Raw genomic sequence first — 21,578 nt, forward strand, 5'->3', positions numbered from 1 at the left:
ACGATGAATTATCCGACGCTCGAAGATGTGGTTGGCAATACGCCACTGGTTCGTTTAAAGCGCATAACCGCCGGTCGTAATAACACGCTTCTTGCCAAGCTAGAGGGTAATAACCCTGCTGGTTCTGTGAAAGATCGCCCAGCACTTTCTATGCTCAGTGAAGCAGAAGCGCGGGGCGATATCGTTCCAGGCGATACGCTGGTGGAGGCAACCTCAGGCAATACTGGCATTGCACTCGCCATGGCTGCTGCTATCAAAGGCTACAAAATGACGCTAATTATGCCTGAAAACGCCTCAGAAGAGCGCAAGCAGGCCATGGCGGCTTACGGCGCCACGTTGATTTCAGCCAGTAAACAAGGCGGAATGGAGGAGGCACGAGACATTGCTGATGCCATGATTGCGAAAGGTGAAGGTAAGCCGCTAAATCAATTTGCCAATCCTGATAATCCGCTAGCACATTACCGCACAACGGGGCCGGAAGTATGGCAGCAAACTGGCGGTGAAGTGACGCATTTTGTCAGTTCAATGGGCACGACGGGCACCATCATGGGGGTGTCGCGCTACCTTAAGGAACAGAACCCAGCGATCCAAATTGTTGGTTTACAACCTGCGGATGGCGCAAGCATTCCTGGGATTCGTCGTTGGCCAAAAGAGTATTTGCCGTCGATTTTTGAACCACCAAGAGTCGATATTACCCTGGATATCGGTCAGCTAGAAGCAGAAGCCCACATGCGCCGTTTGGCCCGTGAAGAGGGTATTTTAGCAGGAGTGTCATCGGGTGGCTGTTTGGCGGGCGCTCTGCGCATTGCAGAGCAAACCGAGAACGCGGTCATTGTCTTTATCGTTTGTGACCGGGGTGATCGCTACCTTTCCACAGGCTTATTTGCGCCGGAGTTATAGATGGCCATGTTGGGTAAGCGGCGGCCACCTCGCCCCGCCTCAGGACACTCGGGACTCGTACGCAAACCAAACCGTAAAACTGAGTCTAACGATGAGACCTCGACAACGCTGGTGGTTGAGCGTCTAGCCCATGATGGCCGTGGTGTAGCGCATAACACAGCGGGTAAAACTGTGTTTATTGATCAAGCGTTACCTGGTGAGCATGTCGATGTGGCAGTACACGTTACCCGTAAACGATATGACGAAGCGCATATTAAAACGCGGCTGACCACATCAGAGCAGAGAGTTCAGCCTGCTTGTGTTTACTTTGGCCAGTGTGGCGGCTGTGATTTACAACACCTTAACCTTGCTGCACAACGTCAGCATAAGCGCGATGTGGTCACCGAGCTGATGGCGCGCCAAGGACTAACGCTAGGTTCAATTGCTGCGTTAGATGGCAGTAGCGAGCACTACCGACGTCGCGCACGCTTGGGGGTTAGGGTGGATGGACAGGGTAATGTTCTCCTGGGATTTCGAGCGCCCAACAGTCATCGGTTAGTTGATATTGAGCAGTGCCATGTTTTGGTGCCAGCGTTGAATGCATTGATCCTTCCGTTGCGGCAACTGCTAGCAACGTTAGCCTCTCCCCGTCTTGTTGGCCATGTTGAACTACTGGCGACCAATGAGGCGACGGTGGTACTGGTGCGTCAGTTAAAAGCACATGATCAAGATATGGCCCGTTGGCAGCGCTTTGCGGAGCAGCAGCATGTCGCGCTAGGCACTTGGTTAGGGCGGGAAACACCAGTTTTGCACTGGAATAGTGCGCATAGTAGCGGGGCACCTACTCTACAAGAAGTGGTTAACCTTGATGAACTCGATATTCAAAGAGCGAGTTTGCCAAACATTGAGCATCGTTCGTCAGCTGATGAGGTATCCAATTTACTGACGTTACGTTTCTCGCCAGGCGATTTTTTACAGGTAAATGCTGAGGTTAACCAAAAGATGGTAGCCCAGGTGATAGCATGGTTGAAGCCATCGCCAGGGCAACAGCTCCTAGACCTCTTTGCTGGGATTGGCAACTTCAGCCTGCCGCTAGCGGCGGCTGGAGCAGAGGTGATCGCCGTAGAAGGCAGCCCGGCGATGGTGAAGCAAATTACTGCCAACGCAGAAGCTAATCAGTTGGATGTGCATGCTCAGCAAGCCGACTTAAGTGACGCTCACACGGTGAAAAGGCTACTCAGCGAGCACCAACAAATAGATGCAGTTGTGCTGGATCCACCTCGCAACGGCGCAGAAGCAGTTTGCCAAGTATTAAGCAGTTACAATGTATCCCGGGTGGCCTATATTTCTTGTGATCCAGCAACGCTTGCTCGCGATGCGGCACATCTTGTGCATGCAGGTTATCGTGTCAAGCAAGTCGCAGTGGCAGATATGTTTCTACACACTGCTCACCTGGAAACGCTGATGCTGTTTGAATACGAGGGCTAGCCAGCCCTTTGCATCAAGCCTCGGTGACGGAAAATGAATAGCCGTTTCCCTGAAAGGATGAATCATTGTCATGGTGAAAGTGCGTGCAGACCAACCGCTTACACAAAGCGGAAAGGTAGACATTCAGCAGTGGTTAGCGCGCCTTCAAGAAGATGTGCGCCTACGCGAACCCGAGCGACTCTCGCAAGCGTGTGAACTTGCTGAGCAGTTGGAGCGAGAGGCGCCGCAAACCCACCGCGCGTGGCTCTCGCCAGGTTCAAGTTTTCGAATGGGGCTGGAAATGGCCGATATATTGGCCGAGCTCAAGCTTGACCAGCCAACCCTTGAGGCTGCCGTGTTGTATCGTGCAGTTCGCGAGGGGCTGCTGAGTATAGAAGCGGTTACCAAGCGTTTTGGAGAAGAGGTCGCTAAGCTGATCGATGGCGTTCTGCAAATGGCGGCCATTAGCTACCCACTAACACCCAATCATGGTATGGGGCAGCATAACCAGCAGGAAAATCTGCGCAAAATGCTGGTTAACATGGTCGGGGATGTTCGCGTTGCACTGATCAAAATTGCGGAACGCACCTGCGCTTTGCGCCAAGTAAAAGATGCGCCCCGTGAAAAGTGCTTACAAGTAGCGCGCGAAGTGGCCGATATTTATGCGCCACTTGCTCATCGATTAGGAATAGGTCAAATCAAGTGGGAGCTTGAAGACCTATCATTTCGCTATCTGCATGAAGAAGAGTACAAAACGATTGCTAAGCTGCTGGCGGAAAAGCGCTTAGATCGTGATCGCTATATTCACGACGTGGTGGAAACCATCAAGAGCTTGATGGAAGCCCAGAATATTCACCACTACGACGTGGACGGCCGAGCCAAACATATTTACTCAATCTGGCGCAAAATGAAGCGCAAACGGATTGATTTTTCCCAGGTACACGACGTGCGCGCAGTGCGCATTCTGGTGCCCGATGTAGCTGACTGCTACACCGTACTCGGGATTGTTCATTCCCGCTGGCACCATGTGCCTAACGAGTTTGATGACTATATTGCTAATCCGAAGAAAAATGGTTACCAGTCGCTGCATACCGCAGTGATGGGGCCGGAAAATAAGGTGCTGGAAATCCAGATACGCACCTTTGCAATGCATGACGAAGCAGAGTTGGGTGTATGCGCCCACTGGCGGTATAAAGGCCACGATACCAACGCCAAAAGCCGAAGTTATGAAGAAAAAATTGCCTGGTTGCGTCAGGTACTTGAGTGGCAGGACGAAGTGGGTGGTTTTGGTGATTTACGTGAAGGGCTCTCAAGTGATGTGGCGCCTGATCGGATCTATGTCTTTACCCCCGATGGCCATGTCATTGACCTACCTCGCATTGCAACGCCCATCGATTTTGCTTATCGCGTGCACACTGAAATTGGTCACCGCTGTCGCGGTGCCAAGATTAATGGCCGTATCGTCCCGCTTACCTACAAATTAAAGACTGGTCAGCAAGTTGAGATTTTAACAGCAACCAAAGGTGGCCCCAGTCGCGACTGGCTAAACCCTAGTTTGGGCTATGTGCGTACCTCTCGGGCGCGTGCCAAAATCCAGGCGTGGTTTAAGTACCAAGCGCGAGACCAAAACTTAGATGAAGGGCGGGCGCTGTTCGAGCGTGAGATGCGCCGTTTGGATGTTGAAGGGCTTGATCTCGCTAAGCTTGCCGGTGCTGTTAACTACCAAAATGCCGACGATATGTATGCCGCTCTTGGCGCGGGCGACCTGCGTATCGGCCAAGTACTCCATCAAGCTCAGCAACTGTTTGGTGAAACTGATGATCAAGAGCAATTAGATCGATTGCTTGCAAAGCCTCGTCGTCAGCAAAGCAAAGCAACGAAAAGCGATATCACCGTACTGGGTGTCGGTAACTTAAAAACCAGCATGGCCAACTGCTGTCGGCCAGTGCCAGGCGAACCGATAGTGGGCTTTATTACCCAAGGCCGCGGTGTCACCGTCCATCGCCAGGATTGTAGCAATATTCTTCAATTGCGTATGGAAGAGCCCCAACGCATTATCGAAGTAGAGTGGGGTGAGCGCGCCCACACCCGTTACCCCGTCACTATTGAAATTCAAGCATGGGATCGCTCTGGATTGCTGCGCGATGTAACCGGACTATTAGGTAATGAAAAGGTTAATGTATTAGCAGTGAACACGCTAACAGATACCGATAAGGGGATTGCGCGGTTGCGCATCACACTTGAGGTTGACGGTCTTGAATCGTTAGGGCGCTTGTTTTCCCGTATTCAGCAACTGCCCAATGTCACGGAAGTGCGCCGATTGCGCAATGCTGACCCAGAGAAAAATCCCCGCAAAGGAGGAGCTTGATGCGTTACAGCGTCGATGATCTGCTCACGTTGATGTCGGTACTCCGCGATGCGGAACAGGGTTGCCCTTGGGATATCAAGCAAGATTGGGATAGCATTGTTCCCCACACCATAGAAGAAGCTTACGAAGTTGCTGACGCTATTGAGCGACGCGCCTTCGATGAATTGCCGGGTGAACTGGGCGACCTGCTTTTTCAAGTGGTGTACTACGCCCAGTTTAGTGCCGAGGAGCAGCGCTTTGACTTTCATGACATTGTCGATACGTTAACTGCGAAAATGGTGCGACGTCATCCGCATGTGTTTCCCGATGGCACGCTCGCGTCGCGGCGTCCACCTGGAGTGAGTGCCGAGGACGTACAAACCGAGCACGTTAATTCGCGCTGGGAAGCGCTCAAAGCCAATGAGCGTGCCGAGCGTGCACAACATACAGCGCCTTCGGTACTTGACGATGTTCCGCGCACGCTACCTGCGCTCAGCCGTGCCGCTAAGCTGTCGAAACGCGCCGCCAGGGTCGGGTTTGACTGGCCGGATGCCAGCGGCGTGCTAGACAAAATCCGTGAAGAGCTGGCTGAAGTTGAAGAAGCCCTTGCCGAGGGAAACCAACAGCATGTCCAAGAAGAAGTTGGCGACCTGCTGTTTGCAGTGACCAATTTAGCTCGCACAGTCGGGGCTGACCCCGAACGATGCCTGCGTAGTACTAACACGAAATTTGAGCGCCGCTTTCGCTACGTTGAGGGCAAGCTTGCCGCCGATGCGCGTCCGCTGGCCGACGCCTCGCTTGATGAAATGGAAAGCCATTGGCAAGCCGCAAAAGCACAAGAAAAAACATTTACCCCTTAATTGCTAACATTTAACAACTAATGCGACCCCGCAAGGAGGCCATGCCAATGAGTCACGACCTACACGAATCGCTACGTGATAACGTACGCATTCTCGGCGACAGCCTGGGCCGTACGATTGCCGATGATTTAGGCCAGTCTTTTGTTGATAAAATTGAAACGATTCGTGCCCATGCTAAGCGGGGACGCCAGGGCGATTCATTGCAGCAGCGTGAACTCATTGAGTATCTACGCCAATTGCCTGAACGCGATCTGCTGCCCGTTACGCGTGCGTTTAACCAGTTCTTAAACCTCGCCAATATTGCTGAGCAGCACTACCGGGCGCGCTTTCGCCGAGTGGAAGACTACAAGCCTGGCACCCAGCCGGTGCTTGGTGAACTGTTAAGCCGTGCTCAGCAGGCGGGTAATTCGCCGCGCAAGTTAGTAGAAACTTTGGCCAGCATGCGCGTTGAGCTCGTGCTTACCGCCCACCCAACAGAAGTTATTCGCCGCACGCTGATTCAGAAATATGATGCTATCGACGAATGCCTGACTGCCATTGAAAGCTCCGAAGACTACCCGGAACGTGGAACCCGCGCTCAAGGGCGTTTGGAAGAGTTGATCAGTCAGGCGTGGCATACCGATGAAATTCGTCATGAACGTCCGACGCCTGTTGATGAGGCCAAGTGGGGCTTCGCTGTTATCGAAAACTCCTTGTGGCAGGCGGTGCCAGACTTTCACCGTGATCTCGATAATTTATTGCTGGATACTGCCGGAGAGCGGTTGCCGTTGGATGCGGCGCCAATTCGCTATGCTTCTTGGATGGGTGGTGACCGAGACGGCAATCCAAATGTAACGGCGCGTGTGACGCGAGAGGTGCTGTTATTGGGCCGATGGATGGCTGCCGATCTCTATTTACGGGATATTGAGCAGCTGAAAACCGAGCTTTCTATGTGGAAAGCCAACAGTGCCTTAAAGGCAGAGGTAGGGGAAGGTACTGAGCCTTACCGTGAACTGCTCAAGCGCCTACTTAACAAAATGGAAGCCACCCGCGACTGGGCAAAAGCCGAGCTGGATGGCCGCAACTATGATGGCGGGCCAATTATTGAAACCCGCGACCAGCTCTATTCGCCGCTGCTGGCGTGCTACCGCTCACTGTGTGATGTCGGACTGGATACGATTGCCAACGGCGCGTTGCTTGATACCTTGCGACGCGTGGCAGTGTTCGGTGTCACGTTGACCAAGCTTGATCTGCGCCAGGAAGCCAGTCGCCACGCCCAGGTGATGGAAGAACTCACCAGTGTGCTGGGCTTGGGTCACTATCAGGAGTGGAGTGAAGCGCAGCGCCAAGAGTTTCTATTGGGCGAACTTGAATCACGGCGGCCGCTGATTCCACGCCGTTGGGAGTGTTCGGCAGAGTCCCGCGAAGTGCTCGATACCTTCAAAGTAATCGCTCAAGAGCACGCCGAAGCGCTAGGCACATATATTATTTCAATGGCTGCCGAGCCCTCGGATGTTTTAACAGTGGCGCTGTTGATGAAAGAAGTTGGGGGACAAGTCACGCTACCTATCGCACCGCTATTTGAAACCCTAAACGATCTTGATCATGCGGGCGATGTTATCGATCAATTGCTGACGTTACCGGGTTACCGCGCCCTGGCAAAAGACCGACAAGAAGTCATGATTGGCTATTCTGACTCTTCCAAAGACGCCGGACAGCTTGCCGCCGCCTGGGCACAGTACCGTGCCCAGGAATCGTTGGTCGATGTATGCAACAAACATGGCGTGGATTTGACGCTTTTCCATGGCCGCGGAGGTACCGTAGGTCGTGGTGGCGGTCCTGCCCATGCGGCGATTCTCTCTCAACCGCCAGGTTCAGTGAATGGTAGTCTGCGGGTAACTGAACAGGGTGAGATGATTCGCTTCAAGTTTGGGCAGCCGGATATCGCCCTGCGCTCAATGGAAATTTACGCCTGTGCCGTGCTTGAGGCCACCTTGTTACCGCCGCCCGCGCCGGAACCTCACTGGCGGGAAGAGATGGACCAACTGGCGAAAGTGGCCCATGCCGCCTACGTCGGTGTCGTGCGGGAAGACCCCGACTTTGTCCCGTACTTCCGGTCTGTTACGCCGGAAGGTGCGCTGGGCAGGTTGCCGCTCGGCTCTCGGCCAACTAAGCGCCGTCAGGATGGAGGCGTAGAAACGTTGCGCGCGATTCCGTGGATTTTTGCCTGGACGCAGATTCGCTTGATGCTCCCTGCCTGGCTAGGCAGTGGTGAAGCGTTTTCGCGGCGTTTAGAGCAGCCGGGTGGTCGAGAAGTCTTGCAGGAAATGCGTAGCCAATGGCCTTTCTTTGGCACCTATCTCGATATGTTGGAGATGTTGTTGGCAAAAGCGGACGTAGCGATTGCTGCTTATTACGAGCATCGGTTGGTCGACGAGCCCTCATTGAAAGCGCTGGGCAAAAAACTGCGTACGCGATTTGAGTGCCTAGAAAATGTGGTGCTGGATATTCTCCAGCAAGAGAAACTCCTCGAAAATACACCGCTGATTCGCCAGGCAATTGATGTGCGCAATCCCTACATCGACCCACTTCATGGCTTGCAAGCGGAACTTCTACAACGTAATCGAGATGCCGATGGTGCGATCAGTGCAGACCTCTCGCGGGCGCTGATGGTGACCATGGCAGGGATTGCCGCAGGCCTGCGTAACACCGGTTAAATACAATGCTATTCGGTTTTGCCGCCACACTCGTGGCGGCATTTTTATCGTTCTGCCATAAAAAATAGCCATCAAAAAGGGACGTGATATGTCACAGGATGCTCAGGCCGTATTAAAGTTCTGGTTTGATGAATTAACACCCGCCCAATGGTTTAAAAAAGACCCCGACATGGACCAGCAGATCGCAGCGCGTTTTGGTGCTACCCATGTCCAGGCCGCCGCCTGCGAGTGTTTTGAGTGGCGAAGTCACCCACAGGGGCGGTTGGCGGAAATCATTGTACTGGACCAGTTTTCGAGAAATATTTATCGAGACGATGCACGCGCGTTTGCCAGTGATGGTATGGCCCTGGCGCTGGCTCAGGAAGCGGTCGCTCATGGCGCGGATCAGACATTATCAGTGACCGAACGCAGCTTTTTATACATGCCTTACATGCACAGTGAGTCTGCTAAAATCCACGCCATCGCAATGCAGCTTTTCAATCAGCCGGGGTTAGAGAACAACCTGGACTTTGAGGCGCGCCACAAGGTCATTATCGACCGCTTTGGTCGCTACCCGCATCGCAACGCGGTATTGAAAAGAGCCTCAACGCTTGAAGAAGTCGACTTTCTCACGCAGCCCGGCTCGGCGTTTTAAGCGCTTTTAATACGCGGCTTTTGTTCATTCCACCTATGCCTATGGCGTTTTATGTCATTACGAAAATCGACCCGGATCAATAAGTACATCAGTGAAAGTGGTCTTTGTTCCCGTCGGGAGGCTGACCGCTTTGTGGAGCAAGGCAACGTCTGGATTAACGGACGCCGTGCGACGACAGGCGATCAGGTGGTGGCAGGTGACCGAGTAAAGGTCAATGGCCAGGACATTGAGCCTCAAGAAGAAGAGGATTTAGTGCTTATTGCACTCAATAAGCCGGTGGGTATTGTCAGTACCACCGAATCTAGCGAAAAAGACAATATTGTTGACTTCGTTAAGCACGGCACGCGCATCTTTCCTATCGGGCGGCTGGATAAAGACTCCCAGGGGCTTATTTTTCTGACCAACAACGGCGACTTGGTTAATAAAATTCTGCGCGCCAATAATAACCACGAGAAAGAGTATGTGGTAACGGTCAACAAGCCGATTACCGATGAGTTTGTTGCGGATATGCAAAACGGGGTGCCAATCCTGGGGCAGGTCACCAAAAAGTGCAAAGTGAGCAAAGAATCGACCTTTGTGTTCACTATCACGCTGGTGCAAGGATTGAATCGCCAGATTCGTCGCATGTGCGAATATTTCGGCTATGAGGTCACTCAGCTTGTTCGTACACGTATCATGAACGTGTCTCTGAAAAGCCTGGCCCTGGGTGACTGGCGGGATTTAACGCCGAAAGAGATCGATACCATCGTCGCACTCACGGAACGTTCGCAAGCCGTGCCCGATAAAAGCAAGCCCGCGAGGCCCGATTACAACGCGGGTGCCGGCTCCAACAAAGTCAACCCTGCCGCCAAGGGCAACGGTGGGCGCCAGCAGGTGGCAAAAAACGCGGCCAAGCCCGGTGCCAGCGCCACAGGGAAACCAGCGGCCAAAGGCAAAAAAGCCGCCAGTGGAAAAGTGCGCCCTGGCCCGAAAGGTAATCCGGCAGGTAAGCACCCTCCAAAGGCCAAAGCAGGAAAGCCCGGTGCGAAAGGCAAAGCCGGGGCGAAACCAGTGGGTAAAGGTGGGGTCGGGCGATCAGGCAAACCAACCTCAGGTAAGTCTGTCTCAAGTAAGCCTGTCTCAAGTAAGCCCCCACGCGCGAAAGGAAAGCGTTAATCTGTTTGTTAGGGAAAGGCGGTTAAGAAAGGATGGTCAAGAAAGGATGGTCAAGAAAGGGCGGGTTGATGCCCGCCGTCAACGTTAATCAACTTAGATAGTTAGAAACTCCAACAAGGTTAGGCAAACAGAAAGTTAGCGATCAGCTCCTTGCCACCTTCGGTTGCAAACGATTCAGGGTGAAACTGGATGCCATGAATCGGGTAATCACGATGTTTGACGCCCATCAATTCGAATTCGCCTACCGTTTGCCACTGGTCGCGTTGTTCGAACTTGTCAGCGCCCAGTGCGCCTACTGTTGCGGTCACCTCCAAGCAGTCGGGCAGTGTCGCCGCATCAGCAATTAATGAGTGATAGCGCATCACTTCAAGTTGGTCGGGCACGCCATTAAAGACTGAATGATTGTTGTGGTTTATCGGGCTGATTTTGCCATGCATAGGTAATGGCGCTTTTACAACCTTGCCGCCAAACACATGGACGATTCCCTGCATGCCCAGACAAACCCCTAGCAGCGGTGTCGTCTTGCCGAGCCTTTCAATCACGTCAGCACAGACGCCAAAATAGCGTGGATCATCGGGCGAGCCTGGGCCGGGGGAGATAATAATGCGATCTGGTGCCATGGCCTCAATGGCCTGAAAATCAATCTGATTGTTGCGCTTCACCAGAATCTCGAAGTCCGCCAGCCCGCCGCGATTTTTCTCCGTCGTTAAAATCTCACCTATAAATTGATACAAGTTATAGGTAAAAGAATCGTAGTTATCGATAATTAGCACCTTCATGCTTGGCTCTCCATATCCGCGCTCATAAAAGGGGCAAGGGCTTTGCGGGTACCGGCAAATTTGCGGCGAATCTCTTCGTATTCATCCTCAGCGTTACTATCAAAGACGTTGCCACCACAGGTCTGCACATAAGCGTTTTCGCCGTTAACAAACACCGTGCGAATGGGAATCGCAAAGGTGCAGTCGCCATTGAATGAAAACTGGCCAACCGCGCCACCGTAAGGGCCACGCCCGTCAGTTTCCAGATCGTCGATAATTTTCATTGCCTCGATCTTGGGGGCGCCGGTCAGTGTGCCCGCCGGAAAATTACTGGCCAGCGAGGTAAACATGTCTTCCCCTTCGGCGATAATCCCGACAATCTCGCTGGAGATATGCTGGACGTGGCTAAAGCGCTTGATGTCCATCAGGCTGCGCACTTTCACCGTGCCGAACTGCGCCACCCGGCCAATATCATTGCGGTGTAGGTCGACAATCATGTTGTGTTCGGCAATTTCTTTCGGGTCGTTGAGCAGCGCGCGGGCCAGTTGAGTATCTTCCTGCGCTGTCTTGCCGCGAGTGGTCGTGCCTGCCAGCGGAAAGGTTTCCATTTCTCCCTGACGTAACCGGAACAGCAGTTCAGGGCTTGCGCCAATCAGCTTCTGCTCGCCGAACTTGACGTAATACATCTGCGGTGACGGGTTGATGGTACGCAGCTGATCGTAGAGCGCCAATGTATCGCCTTGAATGCGAAAGCGCTTTTTAAAGCCCACTTCGCACTGGAAAACCTTACCGTCAATAATGTCTTGCTTCACCTTAGCGACGGCGGCGGCGTGTTCTGCCTGGCTCATGGTGTCGCCAAGTGCGGTGATATGCAGTGGGCCTGAAGGGGCGTCGTCAGCGTCGATCAGCGCCTGGAGAAACGTATAGCGGCTATTATCGTAATAAAAATAGGTGACTTCCCCAGTCATTTTGTCGAGGATCAGCCCATCCTTATAAAGCCCGAACCGAAAGGTGTCGAAGTCGTCACTGGCTTTCAACGTTAGGGAAGGCTCAAAGTATTGCATGGCGTCGTAACCCAGATAGCCACTTAATCCGCCCGCATATTTGCGTGAAATAATGTTTTGCGGGATCAGGCTGCGCAGCAGTTCATAAGGGTTGTCGCTGGGGTAATGATTGGCGTTGCCGTCGCGATCTTCAATGCTCAGCGTCTTGCCATTAGCGTAGAGCGTGTACTCCGGGTCAAAGCCAATAATCGAGTGGCGCGCCATGTGGCTATCTTCGCCCAGTGATTCCAGCATGTAGCAGGTATTAAATTGGCGTTCTATTTTTTGAAACAATGCAAAAAAGTCACAGTCTGCCGCCAAGGTAACGTAATGAGGCTTGCGCGGCAGCGTAAATGGCTGTGGGCTTGATGAAGCAGACATAGTGGCTGTCGTCATGATCAATCGGTCCGTGAAAAAGGTAACGATGTTGATGAAGGTAATGCGGTTAAAGCGCGAGAGCCGCGGGAAACTGTGGCAATACCAACGCCTAGGGTTTCGGCAATTTTGCGATGAGGAACACCTTCACGCAGCAGCTTAAAAATTTGTAGGCGCTTGCTGATTTCTTGGTATTCAGCGGGCGTTAATAAGCTGGCTAGTGCCTCATTCATTGCCTCTGGCGAGTCAATGGCGAGTAAGTAGCGTATTAAATCAGCTTGATGTTCATCAAATGACATAGCGTGAGGTTACCGTGTTGCCACCCAAAAAAGTGAATAAGATCCTGTACTAGCGTACTAGTACGTTACCTTATTGTTCGATGAAGTCAAGCTTTTTGCGTCAACCTGAGGAAGCCCGATGACCGACTATTTTATTCAAGCGTTTATCTACCTTATCGCCGCGGTGGTAGCGGTTCCCCTTGCCAAACGGTTTGGACTGGGTTCGGTGCTTGGCTATTTGGTCGCTGGGGTAGTGATTGGGCCTATGCTTGGGTTAGTCGGGCAGGAGACCACCACAATTCAGCATTTCGCCGAGTTTGGTGTGGTAATGATGCTGTTTTTGGTGGGAATGGAGTTAGATCCTCGAAGCTTATGGGCCATGCGGGTGCGCTTGATAGGAATGGGTGGTTTGCAGGTGCTAATAACCGCCGCTGCAGGCACTGCTATAGCTTGGTGGTTGGGGCTTGTTTGGCAAGCGTCTCTCGCTATCGGGCTGATTTTTGCACTGTCTTCAACGGCGATTGTGCTGCAAACCCTAAATGAAAAAGGACTCACAAAAACAGATGGCGGGCGAAGTGCGTTTTCGGTGCTGCTCTTTCAGGATATTGCGGTCATCCTAATGTTGGCATTTATTCCGCTGCTAGCATTGCCCGAGCTGGCGGGAGAAGGTGGAAACTACGCGGAGCATGGAAGTCTTAGCCTTGTAGAAGGAATGTCTGCCTGGCTCCATGGGTTAGTAGTGATTGGGGCTATTGGGTTCGTTATTGTTGGGGGGTATTACCTTGGCCCTCTATTATTCCGCTACGTCGTCTCTTCAGGCTTGCGCGAAGTATTTACCGCGGCAGCACTAATGCTGGTGATTGGTATCGCCGCCCTCATGGGGTTGGTCAATCTATCACCCGCTTTAGGTGCTTTCTTAGCCGGCGTTGTACTGGCGAACAGTGAATTCAAACACGAAATTGAGGCCAATATAGAGCCATTTAAAGGGCTCTTATTAGGTCTATTCTTTATCACGGTGGGGGCGGGAATAGATTTTCAGGTGCTCGCATCGCAATGGGCAACGGTACTAGCCCTCGGTGTCGTCGTCATTGCTGTTAAAGGCGTGCTCTTATTCGGGTTAGCAACGCTGTTTGGAGTTCGTAGCAGTAATGGTTGGTTGTTTACGCTGAGCCTTGCCCAGGCGGGTGAGTTTGGGTTTGTGTTGTTAACCTATAGCGTGCAAAGCAACGTTATTCCTTTCAATGTATCGCAAGTACTTTCACTGGTTGTCGCATTTTCAATGTTTGTAACGCCACTATTGTTTATCGCCTATGACCGCTTAGTGCTGCCGCGTTACCAAACAACTAATAATAACAAGCGCGATGCGGATACGATTGAAGAGCAAGCACCTGTCATCGTTGCCGGAGTTGGTCGTTTTGGTCAGGTTGTATGCCGCCTGTTACGGGCAAACAATATCCCTATCGTGGCTCTTGATCTCGAAATTAAGCAAATTGAACTCCTTCGATATATTCGTATTAAAAGCTATTTTGGTGATGCGAGCCGTTCAGACCATCTAGAAACCGCGGGTATTGCGCATGCGCGCGTACTGGTGGTGGCTATTGATGATCGAGAGCGCGCTGTAGATATGGTGAAGCACGTCAAGCACTACTATCCTAACGTTTGGGTATTGGCACGTGCCTTCGACCGTGGTCATTGTTATCAACTTCGCGAAGCGGGAGCGGACGATGTAACCAGAGAGGTCTATCACTCTGCGCTGGAGCTGGGCGGTCATACGTTAACAGCTATGGGCGTACACCCCATGCGTGCTAAGCAAATGACCGACGCTTTTGAGCAGCACGAAAATGCCCATGAGGATGTACTGTTTGAGGCCTGGAAGGAAATCGAGGAGGGTATTAGTTTTAGCCCGCGTTATGGTGAACTGTTTATGAAATTGGAAGAAGCGTTAAGTACGTCCATGCAGCATGGCGTGGAGAAGCCAAATCAAGAAGATGAGCCCACATGGACGCCACCCGAACAGGCACCCGAGGGAAACCGCTAAAACGGTAGGTGCAGGGAAGCGCTTAACATATTGAGGTGGCTGAGGGTGGGGGCGTCGATGCGTTCGTATTCTAGGCGACTTACCAAGCGATTGATGGTCATGGTGGCACCAAATCCTTGCAGGAAGGCGGTGCCGCTGTCGTCAGCTAATGGTTGATCGGTTTCGCCACGCCACTCGGTTATGCCAGACTTCGCGTAAATACTAAAGGCCCCCATTCTAAGGCCTGCAACGATGGCTCCGCCTAGGCTGAGGGTATCCATGATGAGAGGGTCTGCATTAGAAGAGATGGGGACTTCTTCACTTTCGCGGTAGGCAATTTCAGCGCCAATATCCAGCTGTGGTAGTTGCCATGGACTAAAACCTGCCGTAAAGCGAAAGCCTGTTGTGTAGCTATCGAGGCTACTTAGGTCACTGCCTTCCAAAACAACACCGTTGCGTAGGGACACGAACTCACTATTGGGAGTCGCATAGGCAAGGTCGGTATCTCCACCGCTGGCGAAACAGCTTATGAGCGGTAGCATCGAACCAGTGAATCCATAGAGCAGGGTGCTTGCCAAGCGTTTCATTGGCGTTCCTCGTTCCCTGGTTAAGGAAGTTATTTACTCAGCCTAGCAACGGGCGCTGATTTCTACCACGTTAATTGCGCTATTTGATAAATTTTCTAGCAGATTTTTACCCATGTTTAAAAAGCGCTCGCCAAATACCCATTGCGGAGAAAGCACAGCGACAGTGTTAGTTTGCTCTTTCTGCCGCTGCCGCTGCCGCCACTCAAGCGCAGTGCTACTCCAATCTTCACTGTGCTGAAGCTGAAAGCCGTTTGCCTCCAATAAGCCCGTCAGTTCTGTGATTGTTAGTAAGTGCGAGTGCTCTGGCGTTGCTGCCCAAGGAACTGGATAGCGCAGATCGGCAAGGTTTTTCCCGCTAACCACTTCATGCATGACAAGCTTGCCGCCTGGGCGAAGCACGCGTCGGCTTTCGGCAATAACACGGGAGGGGTCGGGCATATTCATCAGGCTGTGCTGAAACAGCACTGCATCGAATGTGCTTTCTGGAAAGGGTAACGCGCAGGCATCTCCAGTAACCCAGCGAAGTGGTGGGTGGGTCAAATCAACTGATAAGTCCGTTAGCGCCTGGTTAAGCACGTTAAAACGATGGGTGATATCTAACCCAGTCAGTTGAAAACCTAGCGCTGCCCCTTGGCGCATTAACCCCCCTAAACCTGAACCGATATCGAGCACAGTTTTGTGTAGCGACGGATCAAGCAGGTTAAGCAGCTTTTTAGAAGCGGCAATGCCGCCGATATGCAGCTGGTCTAGCGGGGCAAGCTGGTGAAGAGTTGGGCCATCAGGATAATGGGTGCGAATTTGGTCAAGGATATCGTCATCGCGTAACCCTTGATGGTAATGCTCTGCAAGCCGCTGATGAGTGGACATGTCAGTGTCTCAATACCTTACAAAAATCAACGCCGACCATTGGCCAGCGTTGATTATAAAGTTATTTTTGATCCTCAAGCCCAAGCTCTTGGATAGAGATTTCGCGCATTTTGAATTTCTGAATTTTACCTGTCACCGTCATGGGGAATTCATCAACAAATTTAAAGTAGCGGGGAATCTTGAAGTGAGTGATTTTGCCTTTGCAGTACTCGCGGAGGTCTTCTCCCGTGACTTCTTCAGCGCTGCTGTTAATCTTCACCCAGGCAATTAATTCTTCGCCATACTTCTTGTCTGGCACGCCAGTAACTTGTACTTCTGAAATCGCTGGATGGGCGTACAAAAACTCCTCGATCTCTTTGGGATACACGTTTTCGCCGCCGCGAATGACCATGTCTTTAATGCGGCCAACGATCTGGATATAACCTTCCTCGTCCATTGTTGCCAAGTCACCCGTGTGCATCCAACCCGCTTCATCAATGGCTTCCACAGTGGCTTTTTCATTTTTCCAATACTTAAGCATCACACTGTAGCCACGGGTGCATAGCTCGCCAATTTCACCGCGGGGCAGAATGCCGCCATTGCCTGGATCGACTATTTTGCTTTCCAGGTGGGGCTGGGTGCGGCCAACGGTAGAAACGCGTTTTTCGATGGTATCGTTAGCGCCGGTTTGCGTCGATACGGGGCTTGTTTCAGTCATGCCATAGGCGATTTGTACGCCTTTCATGTTCATCTTTTCGATGACCTGCTTCATGATTTCTGCAGGGCATATAGAGCCCGCCATAATGCCAGTGCGCAGCGATGAAAAATCGGTAGTGGCAAAGTCAGGGTGTTCTAGCTCGGCGATGAACATAGTGGGTACGCCGTACAGCGCGGTGGCTTTTTGCTCGTGTACCGCTTTTAACACTTTGCCTGGGTCGAAACCTTCATCCGGATAAATCATTGTTGCGCCGTGGGTCATGCAGCCCAGGTTACCCATCACCATGCCAAAACAGTGGTATAGAGGCACGGGGATTACCAAGCGGTCTTCGCTGGTAAAGCCCATGCTTTCGGCCACAAAAAAACCATTGTTAAGAATATTATGGTGTGAAAGTGTCGCGCCTTTCGGAAACCCCGTTGTGCCCGAGGTGTACTGAATATTGATCGCGTCATCAAACTGTAGCGTGGCCTGTAGGTCATCGACATCTGTTTGGCTGACCTTTTTGGCTTCCTTAATAAAATCTTCCCAGCGCCACATACCGCTGTGTTTTTCATTGCTTAGATTAATGACGCATTCAAGATCAGGCAGCTTTTGTGATTTTAATTGACCTTCCTCACTGTTGTTCAGTTCGGGCGCAAGCTCAAATAACATAGCGGTGTAATCAGAACTTTTGAACTGATTGGCCGTAATTAGAAAGCGCGCACCAGATTGATTGAGCGCGTAGTCCAGCTCATGAGTGCGATAAGAGGGATTAATATTGACCAAAATTGCGCCGATTTTGGCGGTGGCAAACTGGGTTAGGGTCCATTCGCAGCAGTTGGGTGCCCAGATGGCAACTCGGTCGCCTTTTTTAACGCCAATGGCCAGCAACGCGCGGGCGCAGCGGTTAACCTCTTCTTGGAGCTGCCGATAGCTCCAATGGATGTTCTGGTGAAGTGCGATCAGTGCGTCGTTATCAGGATATTGTGCAGCGATCTGGTCGAACTTATCGCCAATGGTCATACCCAGCAGCGGCTTATCTGCGGTGCTGCTGGTATAACTAGGTAGGGTGTGTGCAGGTGATGCCATGGGTTTCTCTCCGAACTGTTTTTTTTGTCTCAACGGGAAAGTAGTTGGCCTCTAGTTATTATTAGCCAACCGTGCTTTTGGCCAACGCGACTTTAGAACTGGGCTTGCGGCCGAGCTGTTGAGAGATCCAGATGCCAGTATCAATCACTGCCTGGAGGTCTATGCCGGTGTTAATGCCTAGCCCTTCCAGCAGGTAAAGGACATCTTCCGTAGCCACATTGCCGGATGCCCCTTTGGCATATGGGCAGCCGCCAAGCCCCGCTGTCGCAGCGTCAATCACGCCCACACCTTCTTCCATAACGGCATAAAGATTGGCTAGTGCCATGCCATAGGTGTCGTGGAAATGAGCGGCTAAATGCTCAATGGGCACCTGCTGACGGGTCGCCTCGATCATGCGTTTAGCGGCCAATGGGGTGCCTACACCGATGGTATCGCCTAGGGAAATTTCATAGCAGCCCATTTCATAAAGTGCCTTTGCTACCTCAGCGACTTTGTGGGGCGAAATATCCCCTTCGTAAGGGCAACCCAGTACACACGAAACATAGCCACGCACTCGAATGCCAGCGTCATTGGCTCTCGCCAGTACTGGCTCAAAGCGGGCCAGCGACTCAGCAATCGAGCAGTTAATATTTTTCTGCGAGAACGCCTCAGAGGCCGCACCGAATACCGCTACTTCCTCAACGCCAGCGGCAAGCGCACCTTCTAGCCCCTTTAGGTTAGGCGTTAACGCCGAGTAAACCACGCCAGGCTTGCGAGTAATGCCGTGCATAACTTCGCTGGCATCACCCATTTGTGGCACCCATTTAGGCGATACAAAGCTGGCTGCCTCAATATGGGTAAGGCCAGCGTTAGCCAGCCGTTCGATCAGTTCGATTTTGATAGCGGTGGGCACTAGAGTGCCCGGTTCGTTTTGCAGGCCGTCACGAGGGGCCATCTCAAACAATTTAATAGACGTCGGTAGTGCCATCGGTTAGCTCCTATTCGCTGGGGGCAAAGTCGAGTAGCACGTCACCTTGGCTAACGGTATCGCCCGACTGGAAGTGGAACGTCTCCACGCTACCATCAACAGGCGCGGTCATGGTGTGTTCCATCTTCATCGCTTCCATGACCATCAACGGCATGCCTTTCTCAACAGAGACACCCGGCTCCACCAGCAACGCCACGACAGTGCCATTCATGGGGGCAGTCAGTGTTGATTCTGCTTCATGGTGACCGTGATCGATGGCATCAATGCGTCGCCAGAATAGGCGAGTTTCACCGCTTGGTTCAGCCATGACCACGACATGGCCATCGCGGCGCGCTTGCAGGCGATGACGGTGTCCATTTAGTGTGACCGCCACTGCGTCGCCCGTTAGCGGTTGTAAGCTAGCCGTCAGTGTTTTATCGCCAATAGTGAGGTTCCAAAGCGATTCACCGCTTTCACGCTTCCCTTCGACAATAACCACCGCTTCATCGCTGTCAGCCGCTTGGGCACTTGCCGGGTCACATAGCGCAATACGAATCGTATGCGGGGCATTCAGGCGGAAGCCGTCGTGACGATCCCATGGGGAGTCGCTTTCACACTCTTGAGCCAGTTGGTGCAGGCCAATCAGAGCGGCGCTGGCATAGGCCTCGGTAGAGTAGCTACGCGGTGCAAACAGCGTGGCTTCGTTACGTTCGATAAAACGCGTGTCGAGTTCAACGTTTTTAAAGCCTGGGTGATTTGCCAAGCGCTGCAGGAAGGCGCGGTTAGTCACCACGCCCTGCACATCCAATGCTGCCAAGGCGCGATTGAGCGTGGCGAGCGCCGCATCACGGTCAGCGCCATGAACAATCAGTTTGGCCAGCATGGGGTCATAGTGCATAGAAACAGCATCGCCGCTTTCTACACCACTGTCTAAGCGCACCCGATCGCTATCTAAATCGGCACCCTCTAAATCCAACGCAAAGCGAGTCAATAAGCCGGTAGCGGGCAGGAAGTCTTGCTCTGGATCTTCGGCATAAATGCGTGCTTCAAAACTATGGCCTGTGATGGTTAGCTCATCTTGTGAGCAAGGAAGTGGTTCGCCCATCGCGACGCGCAGCTGCCATTCCACTAAATCCTGGCCGGTGATCATCTCGGTGACAGGATGCTCAACCTGAAGACGAGTGTTCATCTCCATAAAGTAAAACGAGCCGTCAATGTCTAGCAAAAATTCGACGGTGCCTGCGCCCACATAACCGATCTCTTGGGCAGCTCGCACGGCAGCGTCGCCCATGGCGCTGCGTAGTTCTGCCGTCATGCCGGGGGCTGGCGCTTCTTCGATGACTTTTTGATGGCGACGCTGAACGCTGCAGTCACGCTCGAAAAGATACACGCCATTGCCATAGCGGTCGCAGAATACTTGTACTTCGACGTGGCGTGGCTGAACCAGGTATTTCTCAATCAACATACGGTCATCGCCGAAAGCCGCTTTGGATTCGCGTCGGCAGCCGTCTAGCGCTGCTTGAAATCCTTCGCCGCTTTCGACAACGCGCATGCCTTTACCACCGCCACCGGCGCTGGCTTTCAACATCACGGGATAGCTGATTTTGTCGGCTTCGCTGCGCAGGAGTGCGTCATCCTGATCGTCGCCATGATACCCAGGCACTAGCGGCACGCCAGCATTCGCCATGCGGGCTTTTGCGGCGGATTTGTCGCCCATCGCGGCAATTGCCGACGCGGGTGGGCCAACAAAGATAATGCCTGCTTGCTCAAGGGCTTTAACGAACCCACCGTTTTCTGAAAGGAAACCGTAGCCGGGGTGGATAGCGCCTGTGCCGGTACGTTTGGCAGCGTCGATAACTGCGTCAACGTTAAGGTAACTTTCGCGGGCGGCGGCAGGACCTAAGCGAATAGCTTCGTCGGCTTCGCGGACATGGCGAGCGGAGGCATCGGCATCTGAATAAACGGCGACGGTTTTCAGCCCCATGCGCCGGGCGGTTCGCATTACGCGGCAGGCAATCTCACCGCGGTTTGCCACCAGTAGCGTATCGAATTTTGTGTGTTCAAGCGTCATGAGCGTGGCTCCGCAGCATTGTTATGTTCTTGAAGGCCAGACGGTTGCGTCCAGGCCGGGCGGCGCTTTTCAAAAAAGCTGGATAAGCCTTCTTGGCCTTCTTGGCTCACCCGGAGTTTGGCAATGACGTGGCAGGTATGCTCTCGGGTAACATCGCTATCGGGCGCCTGGGCCACGCTCGCGAGCAATGCTTTGGTCGCCCGCTGAGCTTGGGGAGAGCCCCCAAGAAGGGTGTCAAGCATGTCGTTTACCGCACTATCCAGCGCATCGTGCTCAACGACTTGGTGGGCTAAGCCGAGTGCCAGTGCCGTTGGCGCATCTATTACTTCAGCGGTGAGTGCGTAGCGCCGCAGTTGACGTTCGCCAAGTGCACGCTGTACGTAAGGGCTAATCACCGCAGGTGATAGGCCAATTTTTACTTCCGACAGACAGAATTTAGCTTTATCTGAAGCGACCACCAGATCGCAACAAGCGGCAAGACCTACCGCGCCACCAAAAGCCGCCCCCTGTACACGGCAAATGGTAGGGCAGGGCAAGGTGTCTAGCCCGAACATAAGTGCTGATAGCTTACGAGAGTCAGCTAGGTTGTCTTCAAGGCTGTAATCGACCATGCGCTTCATCCAGTTAAGGTCAGCGCCAGCAGAGAAACTTTTACCTTCGGACCCAAGTACTACCGCCCGAACATCACCGGCGTTGGCAAGCGCATGCAAGTCGTCTAGATGCGTATTTAATTCGGCGATTAAGCTATCGTCAAAGGCGTTATGCACCTCTGGACGGTTTAAGGTCAGGCGTGCCACGCCTTTATCAATCAATAGCGTTGAGTAAGCCATAGT

Annotated in this window: 17 protein-coding genes; 8 read left to right on the forward strand and 9 right to left on the reverse strand. The window is 52.6% G+C overall.

Annotated elements, in window-relative coordinates:
* The first annotated feature begins 3 nt into the window (after nt 1–3).
* The 7 genes from cysM (at nt 4) to rluF (ending at nt 10,038) form a co-directional block, all read left to right on the forward strand.
* Nucleotides 4–900 (forward strand): cysteine synthase CysM, encoded by an 897-nt coding sequence (gene cysM / locus ELY33_RS05940; protein WP_126945377.1) that lies wholly within the window; start codon nt 4–6, stop codon nt 898–900.
* The gene (gene rlmD / locus ELY33_RS05945; protein ID WP_126945380.1) at nt 901–2,367 is read left to right on the forward strand and encodes a 23S rRNA (uracil(1939)-C(5))-methyltransferase RlmD; all 1,467 of its coding nucleotides are present in this window, start codon (nt 901–903) and stop codon (nt 2,365–2,367) included.
* A 70-nt stretch (nt 2,368–2,437) separates the two neighbouring features.
* Entirely contained in the window at nt 2,438–4,714 is a 2,277-nt protein-coding gene (gene relA / locus ELY33_RS05950) for a GTP diphosphokinase (protein WP_126945383.1), read from the forward strand.
* Nucleotides 4,714–5,553, forward strand: a complete 840-nt coding sequence (gene mazG, locus ELY33_RS05955) for a nucleoside triphosphate pyrophosphohydrolase (RefSeq protein WP_126945385.1) — start codon at nt 4,714–4,716, stop codon at nt 5,551–5,553. Before relA ends, mazG begins: the two co-directional genes overlap by 1 nt.
* A 47-nt stretch (nt 5,554–5,600) precedes the next feature.
* Nucleotides 5,601–8,249 carry a phosphoenolpyruvate carboxylase gene (ppc, locus tag ELY33_RS05960; protein WP_126945388.1) on the forward strand — a complete coding sequence of 883 codons (2,649 nt, stop codon included), beginning with the start codon at nt 5,601–5,603 and terminating at the stop codon, nt 8,247–8,249.
* 88 nt (nt 8,250–8,337) lie between these two features.
* Complete coding sequence (locus ELY33_RS05965) at nt 8,338–8,883, forward strand: DUF924 family protein (RefSeq protein ID WP_126945391.1); 546 nt, start codon at nt 8,338–8,340, stop codon at nt 8,881–8,883.
* Nucleotides 8,884–8,934: 51 nt separating this feature from the next.
* On the forward strand, nt 8,935–10,038 hold the full coding sequence (rluF, locus tag ELY33_RS05970; RefSeq protein ID WP_126945394.1) for a 23S rRNA pseudouridine(2604) synthase RluF: 1,104 nt from the start codon (nt 8,935–8,937) through the stop codon (nt 10,036–10,038).
* Nucleotides 10,039–10,157: 119 nt separating this feature from the next.
* On the opposite strand, the gene ELY33_RS05975 is transcribed toward rluF, so the two are convergent.
* Genes ELY33_RS05975 through ELY33_RS05985 form a run of 3 tightly spaced genes read right to left on the reverse strand, consistent with a single transcriptional unit; the run spans nt 10,158 to nt 12,513 of the window.
* Nucleotides 10,158–10,817 carry an anthranilate synthase component II gene (locus tag ELY33_RS05975; RefSeq protein WP_126945397.1) on the reverse strand — a complete coding sequence of 220 codons (660 nt, stop codon included), beginning with the start codon at nt 10,815–10,817 and terminating at the stop codon, nt 10,158–10,160.
* Nucleotides 10,814–12,235: an anthranilate synthase component I family protein gene (locus ELY33_RS05980; protein ID WP_126945400.1), complete on the reverse strand. Its 1,422-nt coding sequence runs from the start codon at nt 12,233–12,235 to the stop codon at nt 10,814–10,816. The genes ELY33_RS05975 and ELY33_RS05980 overlap by 4 nt, the downstream gene beginning before the upstream one ends.
* Before the next feature lie 2 nt (nt 12,236–12,237).
* Nucleotides 12,238–12,513 (reverse strand): Trp family transcriptional regulator, encoded by a 276-nt coding sequence (locus ELY33_RS05985; RefSeq protein WP_126945403.1) that lies wholly within the window; start codon nt 12,511–12,513, stop codon nt 12,238–12,240.
* A 118-nt stretch (nt 12,514–12,631) separates the two neighbouring features.
* On the opposite strand from ELY33_RS05985, the gene ELY33_RS05990 reads away from it, so the two are divergent.
* Nucleotides 12,632–14,530, forward strand: a complete 1,899-nt coding sequence (locus tag ELY33_RS05990) for a monovalent cation:proton antiporter-2 (CPA2) family protein (RefSeq protein WP_126945405.1) — start codon at nt 12,632–12,634, stop codon at nt 14,528–14,530.
* On the opposite strand, the gene ELY33_RS05995 is transcribed toward ELY33_RS05990, so the two are convergent.
* The 6 genes from ELY33_RS05995 to ELY33_RS06020 all read right to left on the reverse strand — a co-directional run bounded on the left by ELY33_RS05995 (nt 14,527) and on the right by ELY33_RS06020 (nt 21,575).
* Complete coding sequence (locus ELY33_RS05995; protein ID WP_126945408.1) at nt 14,527–15,096, reverse strand: hypothetical protein; 570 nt, start codon at nt 15,094–15,096, stop codon at nt 14,527–14,529. The two genes, ELY33_RS05990 and ELY33_RS05995, sit on opposite strands and share 4 nt — an antisense overlap.
* A 42-nt stretch (nt 15,097–15,138) precedes the next feature.
* On the reverse strand, nt 15,139–15,963 hold the full coding sequence (locus ELY33_RS06000) for a class I SAM-dependent methyltransferase (protein WP_126945411.1): 825 nt from the start codon (nt 15,961–15,963) through the stop codon (nt 15,139–15,141).
* A gap of 61 nt (nt 15,964–16,024) precedes the next feature.
* The gene (locus ELY33_RS06005; RefSeq protein WP_126945414.1) at nt 16,025–17,728 is read right to left on the reverse strand and encodes an AMP-binding protein; all 1,704 of its coding nucleotides are present in this window, start codon (nt 17,726–17,728) and stop codon (nt 16,025–16,027) included.
* Nucleotides 17,729–17,789: 61 nt separating this feature from the next.
* Nucleotides 17,790–18,695, reverse strand: a complete 906-nt coding sequence (locus ELY33_RS06010; protein WP_126945417.1) for a hydroxymethylglutaryl-CoA lyase — start codon at nt 18,693–18,695, stop codon at nt 17,790–17,792.
* 10 nt (nt 18,696–18,705) lie between these two features.
* Nucleotides 18,706–20,745 carry an acetyl/propionyl/methylcrotonyl-CoA carboxylase subunit alpha gene (locus tag ELY33_RS06015; protein WP_126945420.1) on the reverse strand — a complete coding sequence of 680 codons (2,040 nt, stop codon included), beginning with the start codon at nt 20,743–20,745 and terminating at the stop codon, nt 18,706–18,708.
* Nucleotides 20,742–21,575: an enoyl-CoA hydratase/isomerase family protein gene (locus tag ELY33_RS06020; RefSeq protein ID WP_126945423.1), complete on the reverse strand. Its 834-nt coding sequence runs from the start codon at nt 21,573–21,575 to the stop codon at nt 20,742–20,744. Before ELY33_RS06020 ends, ELY33_RS06015 begins: the two co-directional genes overlap by 4 nt.
* Nucleotides 21,576–21,578: the final 3 nt, after the last annotated feature.

This window comes from Vreelandella andesensis, assembly GCF_003989795.1.
Classification (GTDB): Bacteria; Pseudomonadota; Gammaproteobacteria; order Pseudomonadales; family Halomonadaceae; genus Vreelandella; species Vreelandella andesensis.